The sequence below is a fragment of the Intestinibaculum porci genome (genome assembly GCF_003925875.1).
In the GTDB taxonomy this organism is placed as follows: Bacteria; Bacillota_I; Bacilli_A; order Erysipelotrichales; family Coprobacillaceae; genus Intestinibaculum; species Intestinibaculum porci.
The window spans coordinates 329,663-349,486 of the sequence record NZ_AP019309.1 but is presented as its reverse complement, the minus strand read 5'-3'; the positions used below and the strand labels follow the sequence as shown (position 1 = coordinate 349,486).

Sequence of the window (19,824 nt, the reverse complement as noted above, 5' to 3'; positions counted from 1 at the left end):
TTTCTTTTCTCCTCTTATATCACATAATTGTCGGCTTCATTGCCGGTGTTTGCTAAATCCTGGATGGTAATACCCCCAAGATAATCTTCGATTACTTTTTCTAGCCCCATCCACATCGGTAAGGTCTTACAGGATGCTGCCCGATTACAGGTATTGGGATCATCACTGAGACAGGCAATAGGGGCAAGACTACCTTCGGTAATCTTTAATACACTTGCAACCGTGTATGTGGAAGCGTCTCTCGTCAATCGATAACCCCCACCCTTTCCTCGTAAACCTTCAAGGAAGTGAGCCTTCGTTAAAGACTTGACGATAACTTCCAGGTATTTCTCAGAAATTTCTTGCCGTTCCGCAATTTCTTTCAAAGGAATATACGATTCTGGGTCATGTTCAGCTAAATCAATCATTACCCGCAAAGCATACCGTCCCTTTGTCGATACCATCATCATTATCATCTCCTTCTTTACTACAAACCCATTATACATATAGGTTTAAGGTTTATCAAGAGATATGATTAAAAAAAATAAAAACCTACCAGGTTATATGATATAACAGCGCAAATACTTTTTGGTTTGCACAGTTAACTATGCCAAGATGCAACACCATCAATTCCTTTATCAGTAGTGAATGAATCGCCAAAGATTAAAACGTTTTTCTGACGTTCCGCTCATAATGTGGAAGTTATTTGCTAAGAGGTTCTAAAGAGAGCATTTTCCCACTTGCCATTAAACATCTGTCTACTTACTGCCATTATATTTAGTCTTTCGAATCAAAAAATAGCGAAACTAAAAAAGGTGCCGAAGCACCTTTTAAAAATAGAATAATTAAGCTTTTCCGATTGAGCCGAAGCATTCAAGTCTGTTCTTAACGCCAGCTTTGATAGCTTCGAAACCTGGAGCTAATAACTTACGAGGATCGTAGCCTTTGCCCTGCTGATCTTTGCCAGCTTCGATGTATTTTCTAGTAGCGTCAGCGAATACTAACTGTAATTCAGTGTTAACGTTAACTTTAGATACACCTAAAGAGATTGCTTTCTTAACCTGTTCATCAGGGATACCTGAACCACCATGTAATACCATAGGCATCTTAGGTCCGATTGCATCTTTGATTGATGCTAATACGTCGAACTGTAAACCAGCCCAGTTAGCAGGATATTTACCATGGATGTTACCGATACCACATGCTAAGAAGTCAACACCTAAACCAGCAACTTCTGCACATTCTTTTGGATCTGCACATTCACCAGTTGAGATAACACCGTCTTCTTCACCACCGATGCCACCAACTTCAGCTTCGATAGAAGCGCCTTTTGAATGACATAATTCAACTAATTCTTTTGTTTTAGCAACGTTTTCTTCGATTGGATAATGAGAACCATCGAACATGATTGAAGTGAAGCCAGCAGCTAAAGCAGCTTTAGCACCTTCATATGAACCGTGGTCTAAGTGTAATGCAACTGGAACAGTGATGTTTAATGCATCAACCATAGCAGCAACCATTGCATGTACAGTGTTGAAACCAGTCATGTATTTAGCTGCACCTTCAGATACACCTAAGATAACTGGAGCTTTTAATTCTTCACATTCAAGAAGAATAGCCTTTGTCCATTCTAAGTTATTAATGTTGAACTGAGCGATAGCGTAATGGCCTTCTAAAGCCTTATCGATCATTTCTTTTGCGGATACTAATCCCATTTTTTAATCTCTCCTTTTTCTTAATTATCTACACATATAATACACTTTTTCTAAAGCCATGAAAAGGATTTACCTCTTTTTTTTAATATTTGATTTTAATTTTTACATCGTTTTTAAACGCGTTTTTAAACGGTTTTCACAAAACGTTTAGAAACCCTTTTGATGGGAGCGTTTACCTATTATAATAAGCTATAGGAGATGATTTTATGAAACATATTTTACCGGCTGTTTTAAGTGCCTCATGTCTATTATCAATGGGCTATGTTAACACTTACGCCAAAGCTACCAAGGCCTTCAAAACAGCGCAGCCCATTATTTGTAATAAGACTTACAAAACCAAAGTCAAAGGAGAAAGTCAGAAGTATTTTAAGTTCACCCTGACGCGCAGCGCCAAGATTGCGATCACCTTCAATGGTCAGGTCAATGTCGAACTCTCTTACTTAAACAGTAAAGGAAAAGCAGTAAGCACCTATGACCATTACAATCACTATCTTAAAAAAGGCACTTACTATTTCAAAATCAACAACTATCTTGGAAGCAGCTATCCTTATTCTTTCAATATTAAGAAGACCAGCTATCCCCTGGCGAAAATGAAAGTCTTCCCGAAAACAAAGATCAGCCACTTTCAAAAGAAAGGGACGAGGATCACTGCAAAAATAAATGAAGCGAAAGATATCACTGATTATCAGGTGCTCTGTTCGACTTCCAAAAACTTCACCAAACCGATGCCTGCCTACGTCCATTTCGGAAAAATCATCGTGGATGATGTTCCTGATGCGTCTTCTTATTATTTAAAAGTACGACCTTATCGTCAGGGCATTACTGAAAAATATTATGGACACGACTCAAACGTGCTCACCTTCACAAGTTAAAAAGCTGTCACATGACAGCTTTTTAACGTAAAACTTTCTTATTTTCGAACTCCGCAGAGGTAAAATGATAAAGACCAATACCTAAGGACTGAGAAAGATTTAATGAATCAATGCGATTACTATGGGGAATAAAAACACTTTGTCCATAATGTAAGAAGGAATCATCAAGACCGCTGCTTTCATTGCCAAAGATTAACGAATAAGCGCCCGTTGGTTTTACCTGATGGATATTCTTTGCCCCCTTTAACATGAAAGGATACATTTCATGATCATATTCCTGATAATAATCTTCAAAACGATCATAGTACTTGACATGTAAAGAGAAGATTGCCCCCATTGAAGCGCGGACAACTTTAGGATCATAAATATCCACCGCTGGAGTGACAATGGCTAAGTTCGTGATGTTAAAGCCTAACATTGTACGCATGATCGTTCCCATATTACCCATATCCATCGGATTGACTAAGACCACATGATTGCCTTCTTCTAAATCTTCATGGAAGATTTCAAATATCCCAATCGCATAACAGTTGGCTTTAGGTGATAACTTTTTAATCGTTGGATCATGAATATCAATTGTAATATGATGTTTCTGACATAATTCTTTAATGAGTGGATAGCCGCGATTTTCTTCAATTTTTGAAGACACAACCACTCTTTTCACAATCTCCGGTTTATTTTTTAATAATTCAATGGTTGGAAAAACACCTAAAGTATAAGATGTCTCCGCTCCTTTTTTATACAGCTTCATAAATACTCATAAGCTCCTTTGCTTTTTCACTGCCCATATCCGCAGCCTGCTTTAATAGCTCTAAACCGCGGCCGACATTTTTCTCGACGCCTTCGCCTTTCACAAACAGATACCCTAAATATTCAGTGGCATCTTCATTACCGGCATAATAGGCGTAAGTAATATATTTTAAACCCGAATGTAAGCCACCAGAGCGCATATAAATCTTGCCATAGGCATTCATACATTCAGGATCTAACTGTTTAGCGCCCCGGAAGTATTCCATCATCGCTTTCGCTTCATCATGATGACTAAGGTAATAATTACCAGCCGCAAAGGCCGCGGCCGGCAGATCACTCTCATCATAATAAGGAATCGGATCTACCTGATCTTCTTCCGCTAATAAGCCTAAGCCATAAGCATTTTCATGCATTTCCGCTTTTTCACCTTTAAGATAATACGCTTTGGCCTGCTCTTTGTCTTCTTCAGTGCCTAAGCCATACTGATTCATCTTCCCTAAGTAGTAACAAGACTGCATATAGCCCTGCTGGTATGATTTCTCAAAAAGGTCATAAGCTTTTTCAAAATCCTGAGCCACACCTAAGCCATCATAAAAACCCAAGGCTAAGGTATAAAGAGCGCGGCCATCCCCATGATCTAAGGCCGTATCCACGGTTTCATCTAAATTCAGAATCATGATATCCCAGTCAAACTGTTCAATAATCTGCTGAACCATACATACCATATATAAGGCATCTTCTTCATCGATTTCCTGAAACTGTGAGAGCACACTGACATGATCATAAATAGAAAAATGACGATTCAACAGGCGCACATCAAAGAGCCCTAAGTCAACAGCCTGCTGCATCAGATACACTTCTTCTGGATAGATGGTAAGATAAGGCGCCAGAGCCTGACTGAAAGCTTCCGGATCCCATAAGAGAGCCTGTCCCTGCGCTTTAACGACCTGCATAATATCTTCTTTTAAAGCTGTATTATAGATCTTCATCCGTCTTCAACTCCTTCAGTTTCTTTTCATGTTCTTTCTTGAGATTGGCAAAGTGGTAAGCACTATAGTGTGCACCATGACGCACGCAATCAATACATTCATCATACTTTTCAATAATCACTTTCATTAAAGCTGCTTTAATAAAAGGATCTTCTTCATCTTCAGCCTGTTTTTCTAAAACTGCCACAGACTTCAACTGCTGTTTTACAAGCAGATTATAATCAATCGTATGCTTACTAAACATGCCGTCATCTCCTTTTCCCCATTATACGAGATTTTCATTAGAAAATAAACATGATATAATCAACGCGAAAAGTGAGGAATATATATGAACTATTTAGCATGTCCGAAGTGTCATGAACCACTTCAGCGCATTGATAAAACTTATCAGTGCGTGAATCATCATAACTATGACATCTCTAAACGAGGCTATGTCAATCTCTTATTAAATCCTGATAAAGCCCATAACAATCCTGGTGATTCAAAAGAATCCTTAATTGCCAGAAAAGCTTTCTTAGATCAGGGTTACTATGATCCTATTCTTTTTGAATGCACCAATTATATCAAAGCGCATAGCTCTCAGCCTTTACAGATCTTAGACTTAGGCTGCGGGGAAGGCTATTATACCTATCGCGCAAAACAGGAATTAGGTAATGAAAATACCTACTATGGTTTAGATATCTCAAAAGAAGCCATTAATATGGCTACCCGTTATGATAAAGATATTATCTGGATGGTGGGTAATTCGAAAAACATCCCCGTTTGTGATCATTCAATGGATGTCATCATGGCCTTATTCACCGTTGTTAATAAAGAAGAATTAGCGCGCTGTCTCAAAGAAGATGGCTATATTATCCACGTCACCGCTAACCGTAATCATCTGATTGAAATCAAACATCTCATTTATGATGAAGTCAAAGTCAAAAGTGATGAACATATCCGTTTACCTTTTAATGTCTTAGAAAGTTATGACTTCACCAAAAAGATTTCCATCCCATCCCACGAAGATGCCTTAAACTTATTAAAGATGACCCCTCATTATTACCATATCAAAAAAGAGAAGAGAGGCATCTTAGATACTTTACCATCACTTGATGTCACGATTGATTTACGGATTACCGTTTATCGCCCATGAAATTCATCAAACGCGCTGATCAGCTCATTCTAACGATTGATCATACCTGGGATGGTAAACACTTATCAGATTTCTTTGAAGCTTATCACTTCTCCAAAAAGAATAAACATCTCTTACATCAGTATAAGGATTACACCCTTAATCATGAATATGTCTATGACGCACCCTTAAAAACGGGTGATATTCTCAGTCTTAAAGCTTACGAAAGAGATGATGGCATGTATCGTCCAGTTTTTGAAGAGCTTGATATTGTCTATGAGGATGACTTACTGCTCATCGTCAATAAGCCGCCCTTTTTACCAGTCTATCCGGCCCATCAGGAAGATACCCATTCATTAGCCAATTATGTATCCGGTTATTACGCTTCCTGTGGTCTTGATTTACCAGTTCGCTTTATTCATCGTTTAGACGACGACACCAGCGGACTGGTGATCTTCTGCAAATCCTATCTCTTTCAGTCTTACCTGGATGAGATGTTAAAAAGGAAAGCGATTCATCGTCATTATTTAGCATTCACGAAAGGCACCTTCCCTGATCAGAAGATCCATACGATCGATGCAGATATTGCCAGAGATCGCCATAATGCCAAAAAAATGAGGGTTGCCCCTCATGGATCGCATGCCATTACGCATTATCAGTGTTTAGAAAATCATTCAAACTACGCCTTAGTAAAATGCATTTTAGAAACCGGCAGACGTCATCAGATTCGTGTCCACATGGCTTCTATTCAGCATCCTTTACTTGGCGATCCGCTTTATGGAAAACCTTTTGGCTCTTTGCACAGACAGGCTTTGCACGCCTATGCGATCGCCCTCATTCATCCCCTTACGGGTGAACAATTACTTGTGAAGAGTAATCTTCCTCCGGATTTACAAAGCTTAACATCTTTACGACATTTCTAAAATGTGGCTTAAACAATGTCTCAGCCTTCATAGTGATCCTTTCTCCAACCGAAGAAATGATCACTTCTTTTTTGACATCATCATACCCCGTAATACACATCCAGTGCCAGGTTTCTTCATCAATCGCCTTTGCCGTATGCGTTAGTATTAACATTCCCACCGGGCGCCCATCATCAATGGCGTTCTTCACAAAAGACCAGCCTTCTTCAACAGAAGCGACGCCCTTCTTCATATCCACCTTTAAAGAAACATGGCGATAAGCCATTTCTTCTAAAAAGTTATGGGTAAACTTCATAAAGTATGGGAAACCAATCAGACCTGGTTTATTCTTTTCAAACCAGAAATCCATCGTATCCCGGTAAGCGGGATACAAAACATTCAAGTGATCGGTATAATAGTAAAAAAGATTGCTCGCCAAAACAGCACTACAGCCAGCCATTTGGGCAAAACGGTTATCATACCATTCCTGACTGCCGCCATAATAGTCTTTCCCATCAATTTGAAAAGTGACAAAAGGTACTTCTTTAATCATGATCATGCGCCTCCCTAAATGTCAAACGAATAAGGAAGCAAGATTCCTCCTGTCGCCCTTCAATCATAAATGTATCTTTCTCTCGTTTCATCGCTAATTGTAAAGCTGTACAAGGTGGAACTTCTTTCTCATAATTAATGGATAATTCACATAAACGATGATTTTTTAAATAATCCATTTCCAAAAGATCATAAGCAATGCGAATATACTGGGTATTATTGAGATGTCCATTCATATCAATATCACTATAGCGGACATGATATGTTTGCCCACTTTCTTCTTCTAACGGCATCAGCCTTTCTGGCGGTGTCATCTTCTCCGTTAACTCCGGAATCACAATGCCGACACTTTTCGGACGGGCAACGCGACGTTTCACTAAATCAAAAAGCGTCCACTGTGAGAAACATTCACCAATCAGTTTTCCTTCTTTTAGGATCTTGTAATATCGTGGAAAAATAACAGCACTCGGCTTCATATATTGCGTTGTAATAGTAATCTCATCGCCTAGACAGATATCCTCATAAAGTTTTAATGTCTGCTTTGTGACAATCCAGCCACATTGCCCCTGCAGATCTTCACGCCATACCCCAGTTTGTAAAGCATCCGCTGTCGCTACCTCCGCAAACAGTTCAAAAAGGACATTCATCTTGATCCTTGACGCAAAATCACAGTCTCTAAATTCTACTTTATGCTTTTTCTCTAACATAGTTTCCACCTCTTTTTCCCACTATTATACTGATTCATAGTAAGGAAATCTATAGTCAAGAATTTGTAATTGTATATTAAAGCGGTTCCATGTATAATTAATGACATAGGAAGGAGTCTCATCATGGATTCATTTTATCAATTTATGACATTACTGATGATCATCATTGCGGCCTATTTTACTTATATGATCATCAATGTTTACGTTACAATTTATAAAACAAAAAAACGAGATCACTCATTAAAATTCGCCTTAACCAACGCTGGAAAAGTTTTCTACATTGTCGGCAGTATTTTACATATCGTGATCCTCATTGGCTGTACCATTTTAGCTATTCTCTTTGCAATGAAAGGCAAAGCGGTCTATTATCTTAATGCCGTTACCGCGATTGCTCTTTATTCACTGATCTATTCTTTCCAGGTCGCCAACATCACTTTAGTAGGACAAAAGTCAATGTTAGTGGGAAGAATGTTAGTCGATTATCGTAAGATGAAAAAAGTCGATCTCAACTATCATCATGAATTGTCTTTTGTCTATTCACAAAAGTCATTTAAATTCTCAACCCGTTTTGTGGATATCCCTGTTTTAAGACGAGCAATCTCCAGACGCAGTTAAGAGGCACATCATGTGTCTCTTTTTATTTTGTCTAGAACTAGACAGCAGTTTTTCTTCTTATTTACCTCGTGGCAGACAAGTGAACTACCTCGCCAAAACGTGCTGACGCACGTTTGAACGAGGCCTCTTTTCCCTTTCACCCGAAGGCTAGTCAGGCGGACCACCATGCGAGGTCACTTTGGCGTCCCTTTGCCTCTGACACCGGCTCCCGGCTTAACATTCTGCCGCGCTTCAGTCCATACGGTCATTCACGCTTCAGAATTGCGCAGGCAAGCCTGCGCCTAATATTTCTATATGTGACAGTTTTGTCACATAATAAAAAAAAAAAAAAAAAGAGCTTTCGCTCTTCACTTGTAAAATGGTGCCCTCAGCGGGATTCGAACCCGCACGTTCGGCTCCGGAGGCCGATGCGCTATCCATTACGCTATGAGGACATGTCCTTATTGTAACATATTTTATGAAGTGGTTAAAGGATTTCCCCTTCTCAACTCCTGCTTATCCATTATAACATATTCTTTTACGACAAGCGATATTTAATTATCTATACGCCACTTAAAAATATGAAACATTTTTATACAAGAAAAAACTGTAGTGCCCGAAGGCATTACAGTTATTCATCTTCATCAAAAATATTCTTATTGCAGGCTGGACATTTCGTTATCTTACCGGCATTTTTAGTAGGAAGATATTGATGACAATGAGGACAGCGCCAAGCTGTCAGGCAAAGAATAAGATAGATGACAAGTAGTACGGCAATCGCCCCAATGACAATATAAGCACTTGCTTTCATCCCAATCAGATAAAAGATACAGGCAATAACCGCTAAAGCCATACTGACTTTGGGCGTGATCGCTACCATCATCTGAACACGTTTTAATTTTTTCAAATTTGTCACCTACTTAAGAGGAGTCAACACTGTTGACTCCTAAATATTATTCACCAATTAATGCCATCATTGCTTTCTGAAGTTTTTCAGTCTTAGCCGCTGCATCATCGGCATCTTTACCTTTAATTGAGAAATAGAACTTACATTTTGGTTCTGTTCCTGATGGACGAGCGGCAATCCATGAACCATCTTCTAAGTAGTATTTTAAGACATTAGATTTTGGTAAATCGATTGTTGTACCATCACTGCGTTTAGATTCCTGATAATCTTCTGCTAAAGTGACTTTGTAATCACCAATCTGAGTTGGATGATCAGCACGTAAAGTAGCCATAATTTCCTGGATTCTCTTAGCGCCTTCAACACCAGCTTTTGCTAAAGCGATCTGTGATTCTTTGAAAGTACCATGTTTTGCATATAATTCATTTAAGACATCGATTAAATCTTTGCCCTGTTTCTTATAGAAGTTACCACATTCAGCAGCTAATAATACGGCCTGAACGGCATCTTTATCACGAACGAATGGTTTAACAACGCAGCCATATGATTCTTCATAACCGAAGATGAACTGTTTTTCACCAGTCTTTTCGTATTTTCTGATCTTATCACCAATGAATTTGAAACCAGTTAATGTCTTTTCTACATCAACACCGTAGCTGCGGGCAACTAATTCACCTAAATCAGATGTAACGATCGTGTTATACATCACCGCATTGCTTGGTAATTTACCTTGCTTCTTTAACTGCGATAAGATGTATTCCAGATAAACCGCAGCACTCTGGTTACCTGACATTAAGACATATTCACCATTATGTTTAGCAACAACACCTAAACGGTCACCATCTGGGTCAGTAATAGCGATGACATCAGCATCAACTTTCTTAGCGACTTTGATCGCTTCTTCATAAGAAGATGGGACTTCTGGGTTTGGTGATTTGGTGTTTGTATAATCAGGATCTGGGGCACACTGACATAATACTGGCACTAAATCATAACCTAAATCACGAAGTACGGTACGAACTGGCCAGTTATCAGCACCATGCTGTGGTGAGTAAACGATCTTGAAATCTGATTTATCTAAGCCAGGGTTGATTTCACAAGTCTTAACGGCATCATAGTAAGCTTTGTCAACTTCTTCGCCAACCCAGTTGATGTAATCAAAAGCTTCATCACTTGAAGGCACTTTAACTGTTAATTCATCTTCTACTTCATTGACATATTTAGTAACCTGATCAGCCCATTCAGGAATTAACTGACAGCCTGTATCATCATAAACTTTATATCCGTTGTATTCAGCTGGGTTATGAGAAGCTGTAATCATAATCCCGCCAGCACATTTGAAATATCTTACTGCGAATGATAATTCAGGTGTTGGTCTTAATGATTCCATTAAGTAAGTCTTAATACCGAAACCAGCTAATACTTTGGCAGATTCATTAGCGAAGATATAAGACATATGGCGGTTATCATAAGAGATTGCAACGCCACGGTTAGCTCCATCAGGCTGTTCCAGAATCCATTTTGCAAAACCAACATTAGCCTTACGGATCATGTAAATGTTCATTCTGTTAGTGCCGGCACCAAGTAAGCCACGCATCCCGGCTGTACCGAATTCAATATTCTTATAGAAAGCATCTTCCTTAGTGCTTTCATCCATGCTCTTTAATTCATTTTTGAGGGAAGCATCTAAACCCTCGAAGTTTAACCATTTTTCATAATTTGCTTTATAATCCATTATTGTCACCTCTACGCCCATTATAACAAAATTTAGAAACGGTTTGTATATAAAACGCTTCCAAGTCGAAAAAATTTTTTTCTTCGTATTTTAAATGATGTAATTAATCTTCTTTTAGCACATCACCAACCGTCGCTTTTGTATAATCCACAATCGTTAAAGAGTTAACAATCATCTGATAACCACGTTTGCCTGCCGATAAAGCAATCTCACGATTCTTTGTAATGGTCGCATCAAAATAAGTTGGAAACTGTTTTTTCATCCCCACTGGCGAACAGCCGCCACGGATATAACCAGTGGTATTAAGTAAATCTTTCATATGGATCATTTCCACTTTCTTATGTCCGGAAAGCTTAGCAAGTTTCTTTAAATCAATACTTTCTAACACCGGAATGCAGCAAACAAGATACTGATGATCATCATCCGCCTGTAAGACCAAAGTCTTATAAATATCCGGCGCCTCTAAAGAGACCTGATCAATAATATGTTCCCCGCTTAAATGTTCATCATCATATTCATATTCTTCAACCCGATAAGGAATATGATCACGATCTAATAAGCGTAATGCATTTGTTTTAATCTTTTTCTTTTTACTCATTATTATCACCCACGACAATTGTACTCACTTTTTAAGATGATCACAATACTAATGAGATAACATGTCTTTTATGCTATACTTAGGTGAGGTGAAAGATATGGATATCGAAAAGAACAAAGAAAGATTTATCTCGTTATTTGAGACTTATATCAAACGGCGTAACAGTGAACATCTTTTAAACTACATCATCAATAAATCAGACTTCTTTACCGCCCCGGCAAGTACCCGTTATCATGGCGCTTATGAAGGCGGCTTATGTGAACACTCTTTGCAGGTGTATGACTGTTTAAAAGACTATTTATCACGCCCCCGCGTGAAAGAAATCTATGAACTTGATGTCAGTGAAGAAACCATTGCGATCATCGCTTTACTGCATGATTTATGCAAGTGTAATGTGTATAAAACTGATACGAAAAACAAGAAGATCAATGGCGCGTGGCAACAGGTCCCTTATTATGTGTTTGAAGACCCCTTCCCTTATGGTCATGGGGAAAAGAGTGTCTTTATGATCCAGCATTATATTCCTTTAACCGCTGCCGAAGCGATGGCGATCCGCTATCATATGGGCTTTTCTTCCACCGAATCAGACAGTCAGGTTGGTCAGGCCTTTAATAAATATCCATTAGCCTTTGCCTTAAGTACTGCCGATATGGAAGCAACGTATTTTTTAGAAAACATTCAAAAACATGAGGAGAACAATGATGAATAAACAATTATTAAATGAACTCTTAACAGCGGTCAATGAACAGATTACGACCGAGAATCCAAAGGAAGCAAAAACCGTTTATGAAACTTTATTAACCAGAGGATTAGATGAAAAGAAAGCAAAAGAAAAGATTGCGAAGGTCATCTACCAGGAATCCATCAATATTATGACGACTCAGGAACCATTCAGTCGTGATCGTTATGTTCATAACTTATTAGCATTACTTGATGATGTGGAAGCAGAAATAGAATTCTAACAAAAAAGAGGGGCCTAAGCTCCTCTTTTATCATTATGTCATTGTATAAATTATTCTACTTCTTCAGCGACTTTCTGTTCAACAACGACTTTCTTGATTGAATCGATTGCATCTTTTTCGTCGTCGCCTTCAGCCTGAATTTCAACAGTAGCTTTAGTTGGTACACCTAAAGACATAACACCCATGATAGATTTTAAGTTAACTTCTTTTCCGTTATATAATAACTTAACATTAGAAGCAAATTTGCTTGCCTGGTTAACTAAGATTGTTGCTGGTCTAGCATGTAATCCAACTGGATCGATAACTGTAAAACTAAATTTTTCCATTGAATAATTCCTCCTTGAATATGAATTTATTATATCACATTTTCGTTTGCTATCAACACTTTTTTAAACGCTTTCAACTTCTTTCTCAAGTTTTTTCACGTTCACAATTTAACAATTAAATTTATACTCTTAATATGGTCATAATTCCACTTTCTACTATTTTACATTTGTTATACAAAATCCTTATAGTTAAGCTTAAAAGTATACAATTCCGAATATTGACCACTGATCAAGACGCTTTTTAAAGGCTAACCATTCATCCGGATTACGGACAAAATAGATCGGACAAAGCTTCCCGGTAATATCATAATGACGAATCACATCATTAGCATCTAAGTGATACTGATTCATCAAAGCTTTCACTAATGCAATAAGTGAAGTATAAGTCGCTCTGGTGAACTTGCCGCTATCATCCTCGTAGCAGCATTCAATCGAAATGGTATCCACATTTCTTGAATTGGAAGCATAAGAGATTTCTGTTAAGGGAATACATTGAAGAATTGAGCCATCACTATCAATAATAAAATGACTTGAAGCATGGGTTTTATGATTTGTGGCTAAGGATTCAAAGTAATCCCGATTCTCTTTAGCTGTAGAGTTTTTATTAGCAGTATAATGGACAACCACCCCATTGACTTTTCTTAAAGCAATGCCTGGTCTGGAATAAGCATTTTTCGTTAAATAGTTTTGAGTCACTGTATAATGATTCATTGTTAAAGCGCCATTAGTGATCGTATACTGGTACTGGAGAGTACTAAAATAGCTATAAGCATAAACTAAGGCAATAACGATCGCCGCCACGAGAAAAGGCTTGATATTGATGGTGCGCGCTCTTTTTTTACGTACTTTATTATGTTTCATATCTTCACTTCCTTATGATTACTATAAGACCTGTTTATTAAGAAAAAACACAGCTTTTCCTTAAATCAGTCTAAAGAAAAGCGACAGGAATTCCTGTCACTAATGTCTGGCTACGACTAAGAAACGATAAGTTGTTATCTGGAAGAAGTTCTTCTCTTTAATATCGTTGATTGCTTTGGTATAGAAAGCTTTATATTTATCAGGATTCTCCGCCACATCAGGCACCGCCTGTTTCATATAAGTATGAAGCTGAGAAATATTTCTAAATCTGATATAGCCATAATCTTCATAGCCTTCTAAGATCTTGAAGCCAACACTTTCCAGTGTTTGTTTACAATTCGTTAAATCCCATGAACCGCTCATGCCTAAAGGCATAAACATCGAGATAAATTCTTTAAGATTATCGGTTCCATACTGATTGACAATGAAAGTGCCGCCAGGTTTTAATACCCTCGTAATTTCATTTTTATCATAGTTAGCGTATTCATCAAAGATGACATCCATACGATTATCTTTGAATGGCAGCTGCTGGGTTGGCGTTAAGGTGGTGGCACGCACGGGCGTACTGCTTAATGTCGCTTCCACCTGATTGGTATCAACATAAGGTTCAACATCGAAGGTAGCGGCTGGATAGTCACCAAAGTTCTTCACATACTGCCCGCCATCAACACTCATAAAAGCCAAATGATCTTCGGGCTTAATATACTGTTTGGCAATCAATGTCTCGTTATAGCGAGGCATTGAGACTTCATAATTTTCATCATCCGTTAAGCCTTCTTTGATTTTATCAAATTCAACATCCAGTTTATCTGCCGTTTCTAACTGCTTCTTACAGCGAATCTGTCCATATTTTTGTAATAAGAACTGGGTCACGGCATCCGCAATAACGCCGCAGGCACAGAAAATGATCAGATAGATGACCCATTCTAATGTCGAAGAAGTATCACTTCCGCCAAATAAGTAACAGATAAAACAGATAAAAATCATCGTTCCGGTTCTTGTATAATTAAAAGGTTTATTGAGGTTAGCGAACCATTCGTAATTGCCGACTTTTAAGGCACGGCTGCGGCTAACTTCAAAGAAAATAATCTGAAATACCAGCAGCATCACAATAAAGATCGCTAAATAAACAAACAATGTAGCTATCATAATCGTACTCCTTTCTTTTAAGGCTCAAGCTCATTATAGCATGAAAAAGAAATAAAGAAAATGCCAGCGAACGCTGACACATTCTTATACTTTATGTGGGGCAATTGTTAAGGAATAAGGTAAAGTATAACCCGTATCATCATCATTATAAGCATCGCCATAAGAGAGATAATGCATGGTTTGGGAAGTATGCGCAGGGCTTTGATCAAGCTTGCGATAGACTCTGCCAGAGGTGGTCAGTGTTCCATCAATCTGTAAACCGGATCCCGTTTTAGGATAGGCATAGCTGATTAATGTCGAGAGATCACGATTATGATGATAAAGATGCATGTTGACATTGTTTTCGATATGAACGCTCTTCATATTTCTTAAATACAAACGTGCAGCGCGACTGCCAAAAAAGACATCCTGCTGATCATCACAAAGTAATGTCCCATTCTGCTTAGCAGCTATTGTCAATGCAGCCTTTTTATTTGCAGCAATCACAAATAAACTGCGTAAACGATTCGTTCCTTTGAAAATAATTTTAAAGTCACCAGAAAGCTGGGAGATCATCAATTCATCATGTGGTCTATTAACATGATCAAGGGTTAGGGTTTTGCGATCCTTTGATAAAGTGATCCCTTTAATCTTAGCTAATTTGCCATTGGTATAGACATTCTTTTGGATTGGATCTGTTTTCACTTTACTTGTAGGTAACTGCCCTTTCTCCCACTTTTTTACTGAAGTATTCACTTGCGCGTATTGATATAAGGCAATGTTCATTTGTTTTTTTACCTGCACTGGGGTTAAAGAAAACGTTGATAAGACAATGGGAATCATTAATAAACTGACTTTCTTCATGGTCACCTCTCCTTTCAGTCTCATTATATCAAACGCTCTCATGTAATTGAATTTTTACTGTTTTTTCAATATTTTTTCGTTTTCTTGATGTTACTGTAAAGGGTTGCTATGCTTATTTTAAGAAGAAAGGATGATCCTATGAAAAAGACACTATTACTAATGACAGTCGCTTTGTTTTTATCTCAAGCCCCTATTAAAGCGTATGAATTTACCGATCAGGAATTAAGAGAAGATCAGATGACGCTTCTTACTGAAGATGACTTTGATTACGATATTGAAAAAAATGGTGAAGGCAATAAGCAGGCAGCGCATGATTATTTGCGTTACCTCACTCGTTTACATCAACGCGATTTCTTCCAGTATCGCTTTCTCTTAGATGATTCATCAAAACATGTCACGGTGACAGGAATTTCTATCACCCGTTACTTAGGCACAGCGAATACAGTGAAACTCTCTTCGCTTAACATCTCTGACTTGCCAATCAAAAAAGTCGAAGCCAAAGCTTTTACTAAAGCCACGAAAGTGATCGTTCCAGCAAGTGTTACCTACTGTGCCAAAGGTGCCTTTGGCAAAGCTAAAGTCATCAAAGACAAAAATCTGATCAAACTAAAAAATGGCGCTTATCAGTATTACTATCGTTTAGCTAATAAGCGCGTCACCCCAGCGATGATCAAAACTGTAGTCAATGGTAATAAGGCGAAGAAAAATACTTTGACACTATCTAAGGGAAAAAGTGTACGCCTGATTTCGCAGGCGCAAGTGGGTAAGAAAAGATATGCCCTTTCCTTATCACAGATCCGTTATACAAATAGTGATCCGCAGATTGTATCTTTGAAAAATGATGTTGTAAAAACGAAGAAGAAAGGCACTGCCACCATTAATGCAAAGCTGGTAACTAATGAAATGAACAAATACTATACCCTTACCATCAAAGTCAAGTAATAATCAAGAGCAAGGTGATGCACCTTGCTCGTTTCATATAAATAAAAATGCCAGCAGGCAGCTGGCGGATTTTAGATGTGTAATGGCTGATCATCTACATCGTAAACTTTGTTGTCTTTAGTCGTTGCAACGTAGTAGATAGAACCATCTTCTGGTTTGTAATAAACATCTAAGTTTGCAAGAGAGTTAATTTTAACTTCTCTTGATTTTAAATCTTCTTTCACTGTCTTTTCAATATCAGCTACATTGACATCTTTGTCCATAAACTGAACCTGAATCTTTGTTTTCATTACGCGATCCCCCTGAAATTAAGATAACGAAGTCAATATACCATCTTTTATTTATGATTTCAATATAGAAAGCTAAATAAACTTGTGTTTAAGGGCTATTTTTCGTAATCAATTGTTAATTTTTCAAAGGCATGACGATGATTATGTCTTTTCTTATAGTTTCTATACAAAACAAATAAAGTGATCAAAGTGAACATCAATGCTGGAATAATATAAGTTAAGGCAACGCCTAAAAGATCTGCACCCCAGAAATCCGGCAAGGCGGCGAAGCCTTGGGAAAGTGAAATCGTGACTTTAAAGTTGGTTTGAAAAACCTGCGTAATTTCAAAGGCAAAGGCAAACAACTGAGCGATCGATAAAGTGATAACGACCGCCAAAAAACTAAGGCCTAAACCCTTGCGATCGATATTCTCCCCTAACAGAAGAAAACCTTTAAAACTGCATATGCCAAAAAGGATGCCATCTAAGATAATAGGATAACCTAAGTCATGTAAAACCGGCCATACAATAGCTGGAAATATGCAAAGGACAATAGCGCTTAATAAACCTAAGCTCTTCACGGGATAGGATGTTTCTGTCAAAGAAGTGAAACAGTCATCACAAAGCAGATCGATCGTTTCCTCATTATGCACATAAGAAAGCGGCTTAACTTCATGACAGTGATTGCAGACCTGCAGTAAATGATGCACATCAATATAGTCATGGAGTTCTTTCATAACTGCAAGAAAGTTTTCTTTGGTTGTGTCAGCTTTAAAAACAATACAAAGTTCCTGATGATCAACATAAGAGCGTTTGACAAAATCGCTATGATGAATAAACAGATGATCGACAAAAGAAGCTGTTTCGCGATCAGCCTGGAGGGTTGTCAACAGACTGAAACGACCAAATGATAACTTTTCAATAATGCACTTGAGGGTCCCTGTTTCATAAATGTAATAATGGTGATCCGGGGTACTTACAAATAAGGGCAGTAATTCTTTTCTCATCCTGTTCTCCTTGTATGAAAAATGGGGGATTTGCTCCCCCATTCATTTATGCTTTTTCAGCGGCGTTTTTCGCACGGTATGCGCGTTTACGATCCATTTCTGTTAAGTATTTCTTTCTTAAACGGACATTCTTAGGTGTTACTTCGACTAATTCATCTTCATTGATATAGTCTAAGCAGCCTTCTAAGTTGAACTGTCTTGGACGTTTTAAGACAACGGTAGAATCCTTTGTCGAAGAACGAGTGTTGGTCATCTGTTTACCCTTTGTGACATTAACCACTAAGTCATTGTCTTTAGAGTGTTCACCAACAATCATACCTTCATAAACTTCGACACCAGGGCCAACGAACATAACCCCACGTGATTCAACTGCGCCTAATGAGTAAGCAGTCGTCTGACCTGAATCAATAGAGATTAAGACACCTAACTGTCTTTCGCCGACAGTATCTCCTTCAACTGGACGATATTCACGGAAGGTATGGTTGATAATACCATAACCTCTTGTCATCGTTAAGAAGTTCGTCATGAAACCAATTAAACCTCTTGAAGGAACGATGTAATCGACTTTTGTCATGCCGTTTTCTGAGTCCATGTTTTCCATGATCCCACGTCTTAAACCTAATGATTCGATGACGGAACCGATGCAGTCATCAGGTGCTTCGATATAAACATCTTCGAATGGTTCCATCTTCACACCATTGATTTCACGAATGATGGCATGAGGACGAGCAACCTGTAATTCGTAACCTTCACGTCTTAATGTTTCAATTAAGATCGATAAATGTAATTCCCCACGACCTGAGACAATCCATTCTTCTTTATTAGGGACACGTTCTACTTTTAAAGATACGTCTTTGTTCGTTTCGCGAAGTAATCTCGCTTCTAACTTGCTGGCAGTAACGAATTTTCCTTCTTTACCGGCAAATGGTGATGTGTTAGTACCAAATACCATCTGAATAGTTGGTTCATCAACATGTAATAATGGTAATGGATCAATGTGGGCATTGTCACATACGGTTTCACCAACACCGATATCCGCTAAACCAGCGATCGCACCAATATCACCAGCATCTAATTCTTCGACTTCAATACGATGTAAGCCTAAGAATGTGAATAACTTCTGAATTCTGAATTTGGTTAATGTCCCATCAGCACGGACACAGGTAACATTGTCATTGACATGGACTTTACCGCGTTCCACACGACCAATCCCAATACGGCCAACATAATCATTGTAGTCTAATAATGATGGCTGGAACTGTAATCCATCAGCGGTATCAACGATTGGGGCAGGGATTTCTTTGACAATCATGTCAAATAAACAATCCATATTATGGACCTGAGTATTGATATCAGGATCTAATGAAGATGTCCCGTTTAACGCAGAAACGTAAACTGTTGGGAAGTCTAACTGATCATCATCAGCCCCTAATTCCATAAATAATTCTAAGACTTCGTCCATTACTTCTGAAATACGAACGACAGGACGGTCTACTTTATTGATGACAACGATTGGTTTGACATGCGCTTCTAAAGCTTTCTTTAATACGAAGCGCGTCTGTGGCATGGTCCCTTCATAAGCATCAACGACTAATAAAACACCATCCACCATATTCATGATACGTTCTACTTCGCCACCGAAATCGGCATGGCCAGGTGTATCCATGATGTTGATTTTATAGTTTTTATAATGAATCGCAGTTGTTTTGGATAAGATTGTGATCCCTCTTTCTCTTTCAAGATCATTACTATCCATTGCTCGGTCAGCGATTTCTTCATGAGCATCTAATGTACCAGACTGTTTTAATAACTGGTCGACTAATGTTGTTTTCCCGTGATCGACATGGGCGATAATTGCAACATTTCTAATTTCCATCTTGCGCACCTTCCTTTTTTTCCATTGTGATTATAACACAATCAAGAGACATTACAATAAAAATTTTTCTCCTTGAAAAATCTTCAAAAAGTCCAAAAAGCATTCATTTTATGCAAGGAATTTCCATTATATAAAAAGCCTTTTCCGGCTTTCTTCATTTCGCCTAAAGCGACACGAA

The 19,824-nt window shown here is 38.3% G+C and carries 24 protein-coding genes and 1 tRNA gene; 7 read left to right on the top strand and 18 right to left on the bottom strand.

Features of this window, described 5'->3' with window-relative positions:
* Positions 1-14: 14 nt before the first annotated feature.
* Positions 15-446 carry an RrF2 family transcriptional regulator gene (locus SG0102_RS01730; protein ID WP_125120752.1) on the bottom strand — a complete coding sequence of 144 codons (432 nt, stop codon included), beginning with the start codon at positions 444-446 and terminating at the stop codon, positions 15-17.
* Between the two features lie 378 nt (positions 447-824).
* Positions 825-1,694, bottom strand: a complete 870-nt coding sequence (gene fba / locus SG0102_RS01725; RefSeq protein WP_125118355.1) for a class II fructose-1,6-bisphosphate aldolase — start codon at positions 1,692-1,694, stop codon at positions 825-827.
* A 206-nt stretch (positions 1,695-1,900) separates the two neighbouring features.
* Between fba and SG0102_RS01720 the strand changes: the two genes are divergently transcribed.
* Entirely contained in the window at positions 1,901-2,566 is a 666-nt protein-coding gene (locus SG0102_RS01720; protein WP_125118354.1) for a hypothetical protein, read from the top strand.
* A 22-nt stretch (positions 2,567-2,588) separates the two neighbouring features.
* Here SG0102_RS01720 and SG0102_RS01715 read toward each other — a convergent pair whose 3' ends face one another.
* From SG0102_RS01715 to SG0102_RS01705, 3 genes are read right to left on the bottom strand one after another with little or no spacing between them, the layout of a single operon-like run.
* A complete protein-coding gene (locus SG0102_RS01715) occupies positions 2,589-3,317 on the bottom strand; it encodes a TrmH family RNA methyltransferase (protein ID WP_125118353.1) in 729 nt (242 codons plus the stop codon).
* Positions 3,304-4,305, bottom strand: a complete 1,002-nt coding sequence (locus SG0102_RS01710; RefSeq protein ID WP_125118352.1) for a tetratricopeptide repeat protein — start codon at positions 4,303-4,305, stop codon at positions 3,304-3,306. Before SG0102_RS01710 ends, SG0102_RS01715 begins: the two co-directional genes overlap by 14 nt.
* Entirely contained in the window at positions 4,292-4,549 is a 258-nt protein-coding gene (locus tag SG0102_RS01705; RefSeq protein ID WP_125118351.1) for a hypothetical protein, read from the bottom strand. Before SG0102_RS01705 ends, SG0102_RS01710 begins: the two co-directional genes overlap by 14 nt.
* An 84-nt stretch (positions 4,550-4,633) precedes the next feature.
* Between SG0102_RS01705 and SG0102_RS01700 the strand changes: the two genes are divergently transcribed.
* Both SG0102_RS01700 and SG0102_RS01695 read left to right on the top strand, forming a co-directional pair.
* Positions 4,634-5,440, top strand: a complete 807-nt coding sequence (locus SG0102_RS01700; protein WP_125118350.1) for a putative RNA methyltransferase — start codon at positions 4,634-4,636, stop codon at positions 5,438-5,440.
* Positions 5,437-6,342 carry an RluA family pseudouridine synthase gene (locus SG0102_RS01695; protein ID WP_125118349.1) on the top strand — a complete coding sequence of 302 codons (906 nt, stop codon included), beginning with the start codon at positions 5,437-5,439 and terminating at the stop codon, positions 6,340-6,342. The genes SG0102_RS01700 and SG0102_RS01695 overlap by 4 nt, the downstream gene beginning before the upstream one ends.
* On the opposite strand, the gene SG0102_RS01690 is transcribed toward SG0102_RS01695, so the two are convergent.
* A complete protein-coding gene (locus SG0102_RS01690; RefSeq protein ID WP_125118348.1) occupies positions 6,266-6,874 on the bottom strand; it encodes a cysteine peptidase family C39 domain-containing protein in 609 nt (202 codons plus the stop codon). The two genes, SG0102_RS01695 and SG0102_RS01690, sit on opposite strands and share 77 nt — an antisense overlap.
* Positions 6,867-7,580: an acyl-[acyl-carrier-protein] thioesterase gene (locus SG0102_RS01685; protein WP_125118347.1), complete on the bottom strand. Its 714-nt coding sequence runs from the start codon at positions 7,578-7,580 to the stop codon at positions 6,867-6,869. The genes SG0102_RS01690 and SG0102_RS01685 overlap by 8 nt, the downstream gene beginning before the upstream one ends.
* A gap of 123 nt (positions 7,581-7,703) precedes the next feature.
* On the opposite strand from SG0102_RS01685, the gene SG0102_RS01680 reads away from it, so the two are divergent.
* Positions 7,704-8,195: a hypothetical protein gene (locus SG0102_RS01680; protein ID WP_125118346.1), complete on the top strand. Its 492-nt coding sequence runs from the start codon at positions 7,704-7,706 to the stop codon at positions 8,193-8,195.
* Positions 8,196-8,554: 359 nt separating this feature from the next.
* On the opposite strand, the gene SG0102_RS01675 is transcribed toward SG0102_RS01680, so the two are convergent.
* The 4 genes from SG0102_RS01675 to ybaK form a co-directional block, all read right to left on the bottom strand.
* Positions 8,555-8,629, bottom strand: a tRNA-Arg gene (locus SG0102_RS01675).
* Between the two features lie 176 nt (positions 8,630-8,805).
* Positions 8,806-9,081, bottom strand: coding sequence for a hypothetical protein (locus SG0102_RS01670; RefSeq protein ID WP_125118345.1), 276 nt, complete (start codon positions 9,079-9,081; stop codon positions 8,806-8,808).
* 46 nt (positions 9,082-9,127) lie between these two features.
* Positions 9,128-10,813, bottom strand: a complete 1,686-nt coding sequence (locus SG0102_RS01665) for a phospho-sugar mutase (RefSeq protein WP_125118344.1) — start codon at positions 10,811-10,813, stop codon at positions 9,128-9,130.
* 103 nt (positions 10,814-10,916) lie between these two features.
* Positions 10,917-11,411 carry a Cys-tRNA(Pro) deacylase gene (gene ybaK, locus SG0102_RS01660; protein WP_125118343.1) on the bottom strand — a complete coding sequence of 165 codons (495 nt, stop codon included), beginning with the start codon at positions 11,409-11,411 and terminating at the stop codon, positions 10,917-10,919.
* Between the two features lie 97 nt (positions 11,412-11,508).
* Here ybaK and SG0102_RS01655 point away from each other — a divergent pair, with 97 nt between their 5' ends.
* Positions 11,509-12,120 (top strand): HD domain-containing protein, encoded by a 612-nt coding sequence (locus SG0102_RS01655; protein WP_125118342.1) that lies wholly within the window; start codon positions 11,509-11,511, stop codon positions 12,118-12,120.
* Entirely contained in the window at positions 12,113-12,373 is a 261-nt protein-coding gene (locus SG0102_RS01650; protein ID WP_125118341.1) for a hypothetical protein, read from the top strand. Before SG0102_RS01655 ends, SG0102_RS01650 begins: the two co-directional genes overlap by 8 nt.
* A gap of 50 nt (positions 12,374-12,423) precedes the next feature.
* On the opposite strand, the gene SG0102_RS01645 is transcribed toward SG0102_RS01650, so the two are convergent.
* The 4 genes from SG0102_RS01645 to SG0102_RS01630 all read right to left on the bottom strand — a co-directional run bounded on the left by SG0102_RS01645 (position 12,424) and on the right by SG0102_RS01630 (position 15,552).
* Entirely contained in the window at positions 12,424-12,699 is a 276-nt protein-coding gene (locus tag SG0102_RS01645) for a phosphocarrier protein HPr (protein ID WP_125118340.1), read from the bottom strand.
* Positions 12,700-12,894: 195 nt separating this feature from the next.
* On the bottom strand, positions 12,895-13,560 hold the full coding sequence (locus tag SG0102_RS01640) for a peptidoglycan recognition protein family protein (protein ID WP_125118339.1): 666 nt from the start codon (positions 13,558-13,560) through the stop codon (positions 12,895-12,897).
* 99 nt (positions 13,561-13,659) lie between these two features.
* The gene (locus SG0102_RS01635; protein WP_125118338.1) at positions 13,660-14,709 is read right to left on the bottom strand and encodes a class I SAM-dependent methyltransferase; all 1,050 of its coding nucleotides are present in this window, start codon (positions 14,707-14,709) and stop codon (positions 13,660-13,662) included.
* A gap of 84 nt (positions 14,710-14,793) precedes the next feature.
* On the bottom strand, positions 14,794-15,552 hold the full coding sequence (locus SG0102_RS01630) for a hypothetical protein (RefSeq protein ID WP_125118337.1): 759 nt from the start codon (positions 15,550-15,552) through the stop codon (positions 14,794-14,796).
* Between the two features lie 138 nt (positions 15,553-15,690).
* Between SG0102_RS01630 and SG0102_RS01625 the strand changes: the two genes are divergently transcribed.
* Positions 15,691-16,494: a hypothetical protein gene (locus tag SG0102_RS01625; protein ID WP_125118336.1), complete on the top strand. Its 804-nt coding sequence runs from the start codon at positions 15,691-15,693 to the stop codon at positions 16,492-16,494.
* Positions 16,495-16,565: 71 nt separating this feature from the next.
* Here the strand turns inward: SG0102_RS01625 and SG0102_RS01620 are convergent, their stop codons facing one another.
* The 3 genes from SG0102_RS01620 to typA form a co-directional block, all read right to left on the bottom strand.
* The gene (locus SG0102_RS01620) at positions 16,566-16,784 is read right to left on the bottom strand and encodes a DUF6465 family protein (protein WP_125118335.1); all 219 of its coding nucleotides are present in this window, start codon (positions 16,782-16,784) and stop codon (positions 16,566-16,568) included.
* A 95-nt stretch (positions 16,785-16,879) separates the two neighbouring features.
* Positions 16,880-17,770 carry a hypothetical protein gene (locus SG0102_RS01615; protein ID WP_125118334.1) on the bottom strand — a complete coding sequence of 297 codons (891 nt, stop codon included), beginning with the start codon at positions 17,768-17,770 and terminating at the stop codon, positions 16,880-16,882.
* A 46-nt stretch (positions 17,771-17,816) separates the two neighbouring features.
* Positions 17,817-19,646: a translational GTPase TypA gene (gene typA / locus SG0102_RS01610; RefSeq protein WP_125118333.1), complete on the bottom strand. Its 1,830-nt coding sequence runs from the start codon at positions 19,644-19,646 to the stop codon at positions 17,817-17,819.
* Positions 19,647-19,824 lie beyond the last annotated feature (178 nt).

Excerpts from the sequence above, each read along its gene's own strand:
- SG0102_RS01655 (WP_125118342.1), top strand. The coding sequence starts at position 11,509 with ATGGATATCGAAAAGAACAAAGAAAGATTTATCTCGTTATTTGAGACT.
- ybaK (WP_125118343.1), bottom strand. The coding sequence starts at position 11,411 with ATGAGTAAAAAGAAAAAGATTAAAACAAATGCATTACGCTTATTAGAT.
- typA (WP_125118333.1), bottom strand. The coding sequence starts at position 19,646 with ATGGAAATTAGAAATGTTGCAATTATCGCCCATGTCGATCACGGGAAA.
- SG0102_RS01650 (WP_125118341.1), top strand. The coding sequence starts at position 12,113 with ATGAATAAACAATTATTAAATGAACTCTTAACAGCGGTCAATGAACAG.
- SG0102_RS01635 (WP_125118338.1), bottom strand. The coding sequence starts at position 14,709 with ATGATAGCTACATTGTTTGTTTATTTAGCGATCTTTATTGTGATGCTG.
- SG0102_RS01710 (WP_125118352.1), bottom strand. The coding sequence starts at position 4,305 with ATGAAGATCTATAATACAGCTTTAAAAGAAGATATTATGCAGGTCGTT.
- SG0102_RS01640 (WP_125118339.1), bottom strand. The coding sequence starts at position 13,560 with ATGAAACATAATAAAGTACGTAAAAAAAGAGCGCGCACCATCAATATC.
- SG0102_RS01665 (WP_125118344.1), bottom strand. The coding sequence starts at position 10,813 with ATGGATTATAAAGCAAATTATGAAAAATGGTTAAACTTCGAGGGTTTA.
- SG0102_RS01645 (WP_125118340.1), bottom strand. The coding sequence starts at position 12,699 with ATGGAAAAATTTAGTTTTACAGTTATCGATCCAGTTGGATTACATGCT.
- SG0102_RS01690 (WP_125118348.1), bottom strand. The coding sequence starts at position 6,874 with ATGATTAAAGAAGTACCTTTTGTCACTTTTCAAATTGATGGGAAAGAC.
- SG0102_RS01720 (WP_125118354.1), top strand. The coding sequence starts at position 1,901 with ATGAAACATATTTTACCGGCTGTTTTAAGTGCCTCATGTCTATTATCA.
- SG0102_RS01700 (WP_125118350.1), top strand. The coding sequence starts at position 4,634 with ATGAACTATTTAGCATGTCCGAAGTGTCATGAACCACTTCAGCGCATT.
- SG0102_RS01630 (WP_125118337.1), bottom strand. The coding sequence starts at position 15,552 with ATGAAGAAAGTCAGTTTATTAATGATTCCCATTGTCTTATCAACGTTT.
- SG0102_RS01625 (WP_125118336.1), top strand. The coding sequence starts at position 15,691 with ATGAAAAAGACACTATTACTAATGACAGTCGCTTTGTTTTTATCTCAA.
- SG0102_RS01685 (WP_125118347.1), bottom strand. The coding sequence starts at position 7,580 with ATGTTAGAGAAAAAGCATAAAGTAGAATTTAGAGACTGTGATTTTGCG.
- SG0102_RS01695 (WP_125118349.1), top strand. The coding sequence starts at position 5,437 with ATGAAATTCATCAAACGCGCTGATCAGCTCATTCTAACGATTGATCAT.
- SG0102_RS01620 (WP_125118335.1), bottom strand. The coding sequence starts at position 16,784 with ATGAAAACAAAGATTCAGGTTCAGTTTATGGACAAAGATGTCAATGTA.
- SG0102_RS01705 (WP_125118351.1), bottom strand. The coding sequence starts at position 4,549 with ATGTTTAGTAAGCATACGATTGATTATAATCTGCTTGTAAAACAGCAG.
- SG0102_RS01615 (WP_125118334.1), bottom strand. The coding sequence starts at position 17,770 with ATGAGAAAAGAATTACTGCCCTTATTTGTAAGTACCCCGGATCACCAT.
- SG0102_RS01715 (WP_125118353.1), bottom strand. The coding sequence starts at position 3,317 with ATGAAGCTGTATAAAAAAGGAGCGGAGACATCTTATACTTTAGGTGTT.
- SG0102_RS01730 (WP_125120752.1), bottom strand. The coding sequence starts at position 446 with ATGATGGTATCGACAAAGGGACGGTATGCTTTGCGGGTAATGATTGAT.
- SG0102_RS01680 (WP_125118346.1), top strand. The coding sequence starts at position 7,704 with ATGGATTCATTTTATCAATTTATGACATTACTGATGATCATCATTGCG.
- fba (WP_125118355.1), bottom strand. The coding sequence starts at position 1,694 with ATGGGATTAGTATCCGCAAAAGAAATGATCGATAAGGCTTTAGAAGGC.